The sequence below is a fragment of the Streptococcus suis genome (genome assembly GCF_016743335.1).
Classification (GTDB): domain Bacteria; phylum Bacillota; class Bacilli; order Lactobacillales; family Streptococcaceae; genus Streptococcus; species Streptococcus suis_Y.
In genome coordinates, this window is the sequence record NZ_WCJE01000060.1 from 1 (window position 1) to 8,981 (window position 8,981).

The following is an 8,981-nucleotide window of genomic DNA, read 5'->3' on the forward strand; positions in this document are numbered from 1 at the left end:
AAAGAAAATCAATCATTGTAGTTCACCTCTATCTCTAGTGTACTACTTTGATTGATGTTTGGTTATGATTTTCGCTTTCTGAAAACGAAATTTTCTTCATGCGTTTGTCGTGCGACTTTTTGAAACATTTATTTTTGGAATGATAGAAAATCCTTTCATGAGCCAGTCTACTTGTTCGGAAGTTAGAGCCTTGACCTCTTCTTCATTGTTTGGCCAGGTCAATTTCCCATTTTCAAAACGTTTGTAAAGCAACCAAAATCCTTGTCCGTCCCAGTAAAGAGTCTTGAATCGGTCTTTTCGACCTCCGCAGAAGAGATAGACCTGACCTGAAAAGGGATCCAGATTAAATTGACTTTTGACAAGGTAGGCGAGAGAGTCAATCCCCTGACGTATATCCGTTTTCCCACAGACCAAGAAGACTTGACCTAAATCACTGAGTCGGATGGTCATAATGCAGCACCTTATCCAAGATAGTTTCCATTACTTCAGGATTGATAGATTGGAAGAATGTGACTTCCGTTTTTCCGAGACGAATTTTCATCAGAATATCGTTTCTGCTTTTCTTTTCAAAGCGGCGAGATTGAGGAACAGTCAATGGGACGATGGGCTGTGACATAAAAAATCCTCCAGTTTGTTTTTTATATCAGTATACTGGAGGAATGAGTGATTGGATAGATAACTTGTTATTGGGTGGTTACGCTTTAAACATTAAAAATGAGAGAACGAATTTCGTCCTCTCTAGGTGTTAGCTTTTCATCTACCCACTACAGTTGACAAAGAGCCAGAATCAAGAGATTCTTTGAGATGGGAGATAAAGCTTACGCAGTAAGCAACAAAAATGGCTTCAAACGTTTGAAACCATTTTGTTTTTTTATTTAATTCCTAATGCAATTCGAGCATAACGACTCATTTTTTGAACGGTCCAAGCTGGTGACCAAACCAGTCTCACATCTACTTCTGTTACTTCAGGGACATCCTTCAGTACATCATGAATTTGATCGGTAATTAAATCAGCTAATGGACAACCCATGGTCGTCAAGGTCATATCAATTTCAGCCTTGCCCTCAATAAATCGAATTTCATAAATTAGCCCTAAATTGATAATATCGATACCTAGCTCAGGGTCAATCACATCTTCAAGAGCATGAAAAACACGCTCCTGAATGTCTTTAATTTGATCTTCTGTGTACGTCATTTTTCTCTCTTTCTTTTTCACAACTTCAATACTAGAAAAGAAACAAACCAAGTTTGTGTCAAAAAGTCCACTGGACGTTACGGTCCCTTTCTAATTTCAAGGCGAGCAGTTAAAAAGGTTCCCCGAACTCTCGCTCGTTTCCAGTTTTCAGCGAGCGGTTCAACTCGCCAAAGTTGAGTGCTTTAAAAAGCTACTCAACTAACGGCAATTCCCAATAGAATTGCCTAGACGACTTACTAGTTTCTCACATCATTATGGTCGAATGATATGAGAAACGTCGATCACCTCCCCCGAAGACTAGCCTCGCTTTCTTATTTCTAGGCTCGGGTTAAAACACCACTGGGTTAGCCTGCTTTCTTATTTCTGGGCAGGCTTCAACAGTCTGGGAGACTGTTGAAGGTGGGAAATAGGACTGACGGAAGTCAGGATCCTTGTAGTTCCCCGAACTCTCGCTCGTTTCCTGTTTTCAGCGAGCGATTAAAAACCTCCCCCGGAGGTTAACCTCGCTTTCTTATTTCTAGGCTCGGGTTAAAACACCACGCCAGTGGTGTTTTAATCCTCTATAAAATCTCTGAGTGGTTTGCTGCGGGATGGGTGGCGGAGTTTACGGAGGGCTTTGGCTTCAATTTGGCGGATGCGTTCACGGGTTACGTTAAAGACTTTACCAACATCTTCAAGCGTACGCATTTTACCATCATCTAAACCAAAACGAAGACGCAATACGTTTTCCTCACGGTCAGTAAGAGTATCCAATACCTCATCTAACTGTTCACGAAGAACGACACGAGTTGTGTAATCAACTGGATTTTCAATGACTTCGTCTTCGATAAAATCTCCAAGATGACTATCATCTTCTTCACCAATTGGGGTCTCGAGTGAAACAGGCTCTTGTGCAATCTTGAGGATTTCACGAACTTTCTCAGGCGTCATATCCATACGCTCAGCGATTTGCTCAGGAGTTGGATCTTGGCCCAATTCCTGCAAGAGATTGCGTTGTTCACGGACCAATTTGTTAATGGTTTCTACCATGTGAACAGGGATACGGATTGTACGCGCTTGGTCCGCAATGGCACGAGTGATAGCCTGACGAATCCACCAAGTTGCATAGGTTGAAAACTTGAAACCTTTTGAATAGTCAAACTTATCAACGGCCTTCATCAAGCCCATGTTTCCTTCTTGGATAAGATCAAGGAACTGCATACCACGGCCGACATAGCGTTTGGCAATGGATACAACCAAACGCAAGTTGGCTTCAGCCAAACGTTGTTTCGCTTCTGGGTCCCCTGCTTCGACTGCCAGAGCCAATTCTTGCTCTTCCTCGTTGGTCAAAAGAGGTACAACACCAATTTCTTTCAAATACATGCGGACTGGGTCGTTCACTTTTGCAGAAGTGCTTCCGAGCAATTCTTCATCAGATAATCCTGGTTCTTCCTCTACCTGCATAGCACGAGCAGAAGGGTTCCCTTCTTTATCGACAATCGAAATCCCTGCGTCCTGAATACGTTGGAGCAAATCATCGATTCCGTCAGCATCAAGCGTAAATGGAATAACCAGTTGGTCATTGATTTCATCGTCTGTAGCTGAACCTTGTTTTTTATGGTTACGGATAAATTCGGCAACTTGTACATCAAAAGTAGTGACTTCTGTTTTTTTATCTTTTTTATTTGTCATATTTACTCCATTTGTCTTCTTCTATCGAGGAGTTTTTGCAACTCATCGAGGGCAATATCTGCATTTCCCACATGGGAATGTTCACGGATTTTCCGCGCTAGGTGCTGGTTCTCCTTCTTCAACAATTCCTTGTCTCGCCGAATTTCTAATTCTTCGATTTCGTGTGGAGATACTTCATTAGGTAAACGTTCTTCTTGCATACGATACCAAGCCTGTTGAGCAGAATCGTTCAACTGTGATAGTTCAAAACTGGTAATTTCCCCAGATTTTTTTAACATATCATAAATAGCTTGTAATTCTGGCGTCGCAAAATAAAAATCTTCTCGTAAACGGAACTCATTGAGAATATAAGGATGTTCAACCATCCGATAAAGTAAATGGTTTTCTGTTCGAATAAGACTCGTTATACGAGCAATCGTTTGGACTGGTGGCAAGTAAGACTGACCAGTCTGTGATTGAAATACCTGTTGTGTTCTCTCCTGGCGCTGGTTCAGACGAACAGCATTTACTGCCTGTTCCACCTGATTATAATCAAAATCAGAAAGTAAATCCGCCACCTTATAAATATAAGAATTTTGAGCTGTAATGGATGATACTTTGGCAATAATTGGTGCAATCTTATCTACAAACTCAATCTGCATTTGTAGATTGTCAGGATTTTCAGGTTTCAAGTATTGAATCAAAAATTCTACATCGCTGATTCGTGACTTGGTTAAAACCTGTTGCAAGGCTTCTTCCGAATTTTTCTGCAAAAATTCATCTGGGTCCATATTATCTGGCAAACTCACGATTTCAACCTGAAAATCTTGTAGTTCGTCCAGCACCTTCATGGTAGCTGCCTGTCCAGCCTTATCCCCATCATAAGTCAGAACAATTTTCTTACAAAACTTAGCTAGATGTGCAACATGCTCTCTTGTCAAAGCTGTTCCCATGGAAGCCACTGCATTATCAATCCCTACACGATGAGCAGCAATGACATCTAGAAAACCTTCCATGAGATAGGCTTCACGTTGCTTCTTAATAACCGCTTTAGCCTTGTCCAAATGATACAATTCATAGCTTTTATTGAAAATCGCAGTACTACGAGAGTTTTTATACTTAGCTAATTGTTTATTGTTTCGATCTTCTTCGGTCCAAATCCGACCTGAAAAAGCTACAATTCGACCATATTCATCCGCCAAGGGGAAAATAATCCTCTCTTGAAAGGCGTCATAAATAATATTATTCTCACTTGGATTGAACAAACCCGAATTCAATAGACTTTCTTCGTCATATTGACCTGATAGTTTTTGGTAAAGAATATTCTGTTCGGCAGGAGCTAAGCCTAGCTGGAATGTTTTTATGACATCATCTGTCAAGCCACGTTGGTGTAGATAAGCTCTAGCTTCCTCACCCATTTTGGTTGTCATCAAAAGGGCATGATAAAACTTTGCGGCATCTCGATGAATATCATACAGTACCTGATGCGGACTAACCCTTTTCTCCTCTTGATGATAGGAAGGAGTTACATCTACTTGAAACCCTGCCTTCTCAGCTAAGATAGCTGCCGCATCTGCAAAAGAAACACCACGAACTTCTTCGACAAACTTGAATACATCTCCGGACTTACCACATCCAAAACAATGGTAGAACTGCTTATCTTCAATCACATTGAAAGACGGGGTTTTCTCCCCATGAAAAGGGCAAAGACCGACATAATTACGTCCGGCCTTAGTCAAAGCAACCGTTTCACCAATAACATCAACGATATTGAGAGCTTGTTTTATTTCAGTAATTTTATCCTTTGAAAGCACATTCCCTCCTCATATCATACTAGCTAATTTAAAAAGTGAACACTCTTCCCTTAGTTTAACATACTCTATTGTATACTAAATACGGGAAAATGTAAAATTTCTGAAACAAATTACTTGTAAAATAATTTTTAACGGTTATTATATATAGAGTAAAATATTTATGAAAGGACATATTTAGGATATGTTAAAAGATTTGAAAGCCTTTTTGTTCCGTGGAAACGTGATTGATTTGGCTGTCGGTGTGATTATTGCATCTGCATTTGGTGCAATCGTTAAATCATTGGTTGAAGATGTAATTACTCCATTGTTCTTGACGCCAGCTTTGAAAACTGCTGGTGCAGAAAAAATCGCTGACTTGTCATGGAACGGTGTAGCATACGGTAACTTCTTGAGTGCTGTTATCAACTTCTTGATTGTTGGTACTGTTCTCTTCTTCATCGTTAAGGCTGCGGAAAAAGCTCAAAGCTTGGCTAAGAAAGAAGAAGCTGCTGTTGAAGAAGCTACACCTGCTGGTCCAACTCAAGAAGAATTGCTTGCAGAAATCCGCGACTTGTTGAAAAAATAATATATTAGCAGGTCTAGTGCTTGTTTTTTGTTCATAAAAATAGAAGATGCAGGTACTCTACCCGCATCTTTTCTTATCCTTCGTATCCATTTGGATTTTTAGACTGCCAGTTCCATGTGTCACGGCACATATCCTCAATCGTTTTCTCTGTTTTCCAATTGAGTTCAGCTAGAGCCTTGTCTGCATTAGCATAGCAGGTCGCCACATCACCCGGACGACGGTCTACAATTTTATAAGGTACCGGTACACCATTTACTTTTTCAAAAGCCTGAACCAGTTCTAAGACACTGGTTCCTTGGCCTGAACCAAGATTGTAAGTATGTACACCTGCAGTAGTTGAAATTTTTTCAAGCGCCTTGATATGACCGAGTGCTAAGTCAATGACGTGAATATAATCACGAACACCTGTTCCATCAACTGTGTCATAATCATTACCAAAAACGCTGAGTTCTGGACGTTTACCAACTGCTACCTGTGCAATAAACGGCATCAAATTATTAGGAATACCAGCCGGATCTTCCCCGATCAAGCCAGATTCATGGGCGCCGATTGGATTGAAATAACGGAGCAATGCAATACTCCACTCCTTATCTGCTACTTCCACATCACGCAAGATTTGTTCCAACATAACTTTGGTATAGCCGTACGGATTCGTTGCGCTAGTTGGCATAGTTTCAACCAAAGGCGATGGATTATTGAGGCCATAAACAGTCGCACTTGAGGAGAAGACAATTTTCTTAACACCAAATTCTGCCATGACTTCCACCAAAGCTAGGGTTGACATGATATTGTTTTCATAGTACATAATTGGCTTAGCTACGGACTCACCGACTGCCTTGTAGCCAGCAAAGTGAATGGCTGCCTCAATGTTTTCATTTTCAAAAACTTGGCGCAAGGCTTCCTTATCTGCCACGTCCAACTCATAGAAAGTTGGGCGCTTGCCAGTGATGGTTTCAATGCGATCTAAAACCAAAATACTTGAGTTTGAAAGATTATCCACGATAACCACTTCTTTCCCCAACTTCAACAATTCGACAACCGTATGACTACCAATATAACCTGCACCACCAGTAACTAAGATACTCATCCCTTTACTCCTTTTCACTTGGACAAAAATTCTATATCCCTATTATATGTTACTTGTTGTAAAATGTAAACAAAAAACAGCCTTTCGGCCGTTTTCAAATTCAATTAGAATTTTTTACGCTTGCGAGCTGCTTCTGATTTACGTTTACGTTTTACAGATGGTTTTTCGTAGAATTCGCGTTTGCGTGTTTCTTGAAGAGTACCAGCTTTAGTAACCGCACGTTTGAAACGACGAAGAGCATCATCAAGTGATTCGTTCTTGCGTACTACTGTTTTTGACATTTTTTTCACTCCCCTCAATTTCAAATTACATACTATTATAACTGCAATCAAAAGGATTGTCAAGAACTTTTTTTACATAATCACGACTTTTTCCCCTTTTTCCTTAGGAGCAATAGCCAAGCTCCACAGATGATTTCATACAAGACAAAGAATAGGAGAAAACAATGCAGGAAGAATTCTGCTGGTAAGATGTAGATAACCGAATCTGTATTTGGGTTGAAGAGCCAGGTCGAGTCACCAGGAAAAAGAACTTGATGAAAGAGAGTAAAGAAAGAATCGAAACCAATTAACAAACCTAGTACAGCAATGAATAAGGGTACTGCTGCCATCCATAGAAAGACGGCTTGATACAATTTTCCATATCCTTTTCGCACCACTTCTTTCCAAAAATAGAAAACCGCAGGCAAACTAATCAGGAAAATAACCTGAGCCAGATGAAAGAGATGCTTGACATCCGCAAAATGTTTCAGACCATCGGCTGAGGATGAAAAATTGGGCATGTCTAAAACACTTGCAAAAGGATTGGTCAGATAGTTCATCAGGATATTGAAATTGTAGGAAATATCTGCTGCTTTCATGTATACAACATTTTCCAAGCCTAGGTAGGAAATTTCTATCGGATAAACTAGCCAAGCTAGGTAGATGGTTCCTAGAACTGCTGCCGACAAGACAAATAAAATCGTTCCGATAATCTGTAACTTAGTTCTCATCAAAACTCCATTCATCTAGGCTGTTGAGGACATGGGTTGGAGCAAGGGGCAAGTCTGCTACTTCTTCTGGCTTGGTAAATCCAGTCAGGACTAAAAGAGTTGGAAATCCATTGTCAATCCCTGCGCGAATATCCGTCAGGTAGTTATCTCCCACCATAACCGTTTGGCTGCGTTCTGTGCCTAAAATCTCCAGAGCCTTGTCCATGATAATGGCTTCAGGTTTGCCGATAAAGGTCGGCTGCACACGGGTCGCAGCTTTCAAAAGCGCAATCAATGAACCAGCACCTGGCAAGTGACCACGCTCGGTCGGAATGTTCAAATCAGGATTGGTACCTATGAAAGTCGCTCCCTTTTGAATAGCCAGGGTGGCAATGGTTAGTTTTTCATAGGTCAACTGAGTATCCAAACCGACGACAACATAGGATGGATTTTCCGTATCTTCCACATAACCTGCCTCAAAAATGGCAGACTTGAGCCCGTCTTCTCCAATGACATAGACTGTCTTTTCCTTGCCCAAGTCATTCATATAATCTACTGTCGCTAGACTGGCTGTATAGATTGTTTCAAGCGGTGTCTCAATGTTAAAGTTTTCGGCCAACATAGCCTGCACCATCTCAGGACGACGGGTGGTATTGTTGGTCACGAATAAATAGGGAATCTGACGTTCTTGCAAGCGATGAATAAAACGTTCACCAGCAGGAATCCGCTTTTTCCCTTCATAAATGGTACCATCCAAATCAATCAAATAACCTGTATATGTCATTTTTCCTCCTTAATCAAATCGTGTTTCCCAATGCTCAGACCGACTAGCTTCCAAGCAAAGTGCTAACTGCTCTACTGTGTTTTTCCCAAGTGAAAGTGGCGGTAAATCGTCTAAACTGAAAAATCCACTGGCAACTGTTTCCGAATTGGGCTGAAACTCCCCGCCAAGGAGACGACATAAAATGAAGACCTTGGTCACGCGGTGGGCTGACTTGGCAGGATTGTTCTTGTGTTTGTCCAAAATCGCCACCACACGTTGAGCCTCCACATCCAGCCCCGCTTCTTCCTTTACTTCCTTGACAACATTGTCCTGGACAGACTGGTCCACATCGCACCAACCACCTGGTAAGGACCAGAGCCCGTCGTTTTCCTGGACCAGTAGGATTTTATCCTCTTGGAAAATAGCTGCGCGGGTATCCAGCTTGGGTGTCTGATAGCCTGTTTCATTGCAAAACAAGTCTTTCACCACCTCCAAGGGCTGTCCAGATGGCTCTACCAACATTTCCGCTGCAATCTGACGGATTTCCTCAAATCGTTCCATATCATAAACATCTTTTCCATAGGCCAAGCCTGTCTGAGCCAAAGCTTGTAAACGTACGGCCCATTCCAACCACTTATCCTGCGACATGACATTCTCCATTCAATGTTTACCTAACTTGCTTAATAATCAACATTATACCACAAACCGAATCAACGAGAAAGAAACCAGCTGTATACGACAGGTCATACACATGAAGAAAAGCTCTATAATTTCTGTAGTGAGTAATATCCACCGCTACAGTTGACAAAGAACCGTTATAGTCAAATGAATTAGCTTTCAGACAAGGAACTGAGGCAGGCAGCTAGAACAGCCTAGAGGCTGTTCTAGGTTGGAAATAAGACTTGCGAAACAAGTCACTTTCGTAGAGTACGGCAAT

General features: G+C 41.3%; 11 protein-coding genes. 1 reads left to right on the forward strand and 10 read right to left on the reverse strand.

Going from position 1 to position 8,981, the window contains the following annotated elements; genetic code table 11:
• Positions 1–96: 96 nt before the first annotated feature.
• From tnpB to dnaG, 5 genes are all read right to left on the reverse strand, one after another.
• Positions 97–450 carry an IS66 family insertion sequence element accessory protein TnpB gene (gene tnpB, locus F9856_RS11245; RefSeq protein WP_202106656.1) on the reverse strand — a complete coding sequence of 118 codons (354 nt, stop codon included), beginning with the start codon at positions 448–450 and terminating at the stop codon, positions 97–99.
• A complete protein-coding gene (locus tag F9856_RS11250; protein WP_061366905.1) occupies positions 431–616 on the reverse strand; it encodes a hypothetical protein in 186 nt (61 codons plus the stop codon). The genes tnpB and F9856_RS11250 overlap by 20 nt, the downstream gene beginning before the upstream one ends.
• A 255-nt stretch (positions 617–871) precedes the next feature.
• Positions 872–1,195 (reverse strand): metal-sulfur cluster assembly factor, encoded by a 324-nt coding sequence (locus tag F9856_RS11255; RefSeq protein ID WP_002942999.1) that lies wholly within the window; start codon positions 1,193–1,195, stop codon positions 872–874.
• 552 nt (positions 1,196–1,747) lie between these two features.
• On the reverse strand, positions 1,748–2,866 hold the full coding sequence (rpoD, locus tag F9856_RS11260; protein WP_024378007.1) for an RNA polymerase sigma factor RpoD: 1,119 nt from the start codon (positions 2,864–2,866) through the stop codon (positions 1,748–1,750).
• A gap of 2 nt (positions 2,867–2,868) precedes the next feature.
• Positions 2,869–4,659, reverse strand: a complete 1,791-nt coding sequence (gene dnaG, locus F9856_RS11265; protein ID WP_202106657.1) for a DNA primase — start codon at positions 4,657–4,659, stop codon at positions 2,869–2,871.
• Positions 4,660–4,840: 181 nt separating this feature from the next.
• Between dnaG and mscL the strand changes: the two genes are divergently transcribed.
• Complete coding sequence (mscL, locus tag F9856_RS11270) at positions 4,841–5,224, forward strand: large conductance mechanosensitive channel protein MscL (RefSeq protein ID WP_202106658.1); 384 nt, start codon at positions 4,841–4,843, stop codon at positions 5,222–5,224.
• A 73-nt stretch (positions 5,225–5,297) separates the two neighbouring features.
• Here mscL and galE read toward each other — a convergent pair whose 3' ends face one another.
• The 5 genes from galE to F9856_RS11295 all read right to left on the reverse strand — a co-directional run bounded on the left by galE (position 5,298) and on the right by F9856_RS11295 (position 8,692).
• The gene (gene galE, locus F9856_RS11275; RefSeq protein ID WP_024378004.1) at positions 5,298–6,311 is read right to left on the reverse strand and encodes a UDP-glucose 4-epimerase GalE; all 1,014 of its coding nucleotides are present in this window, start codon (positions 6,309–6,311) and stop codon (positions 5,298–5,300) included.
• Between the two features lie 104 nt (positions 6,312–6,415).
• A complete protein-coding gene (rpsU, locus tag F9856_RS11280) occupies positions 6,416–6,592 on the reverse strand; it encodes a 30S ribosomal protein S21 (RefSeq protein WP_000048054.1) in 177 nt (58 codons plus the stop codon).
• An 80-nt stretch (positions 6,593–6,672) separates the two neighbouring features.
• Positions 6,673–7,302, reverse strand: coding sequence for a TIGR01906 family membrane protein (locus F9856_RS11285; protein WP_202106659.1), 630 nt, complete (start codon positions 7,300–7,302; stop codon positions 6,673–6,675).
• Positions 7,292–8,065 carry a TIGR01457 family HAD-type hydrolase gene (locus F9856_RS11290; RefSeq protein ID WP_202106660.1) on the reverse strand — a complete coding sequence of 258 codons (774 nt, stop codon included), beginning with the start codon at positions 8,063–8,065 and terminating at the stop codon, positions 7,292–7,294. Before F9856_RS11290 ends, F9856_RS11285 begins: the two co-directional genes overlap by 11 nt.
• A gap of 9 nt (positions 8,066–8,074) precedes the next feature.
• Positions 8,075–8,692, reverse strand: coding sequence for an NUDIX hydrolase N-terminal domain-containing protein (locus F9856_RS11295; RefSeq protein WP_202106661.1), 618 nt, complete (start codon positions 8,690–8,692; stop codon positions 8,075–8,077).
• Positions 8,693–8,981 lie beyond the last annotated feature (289 nt).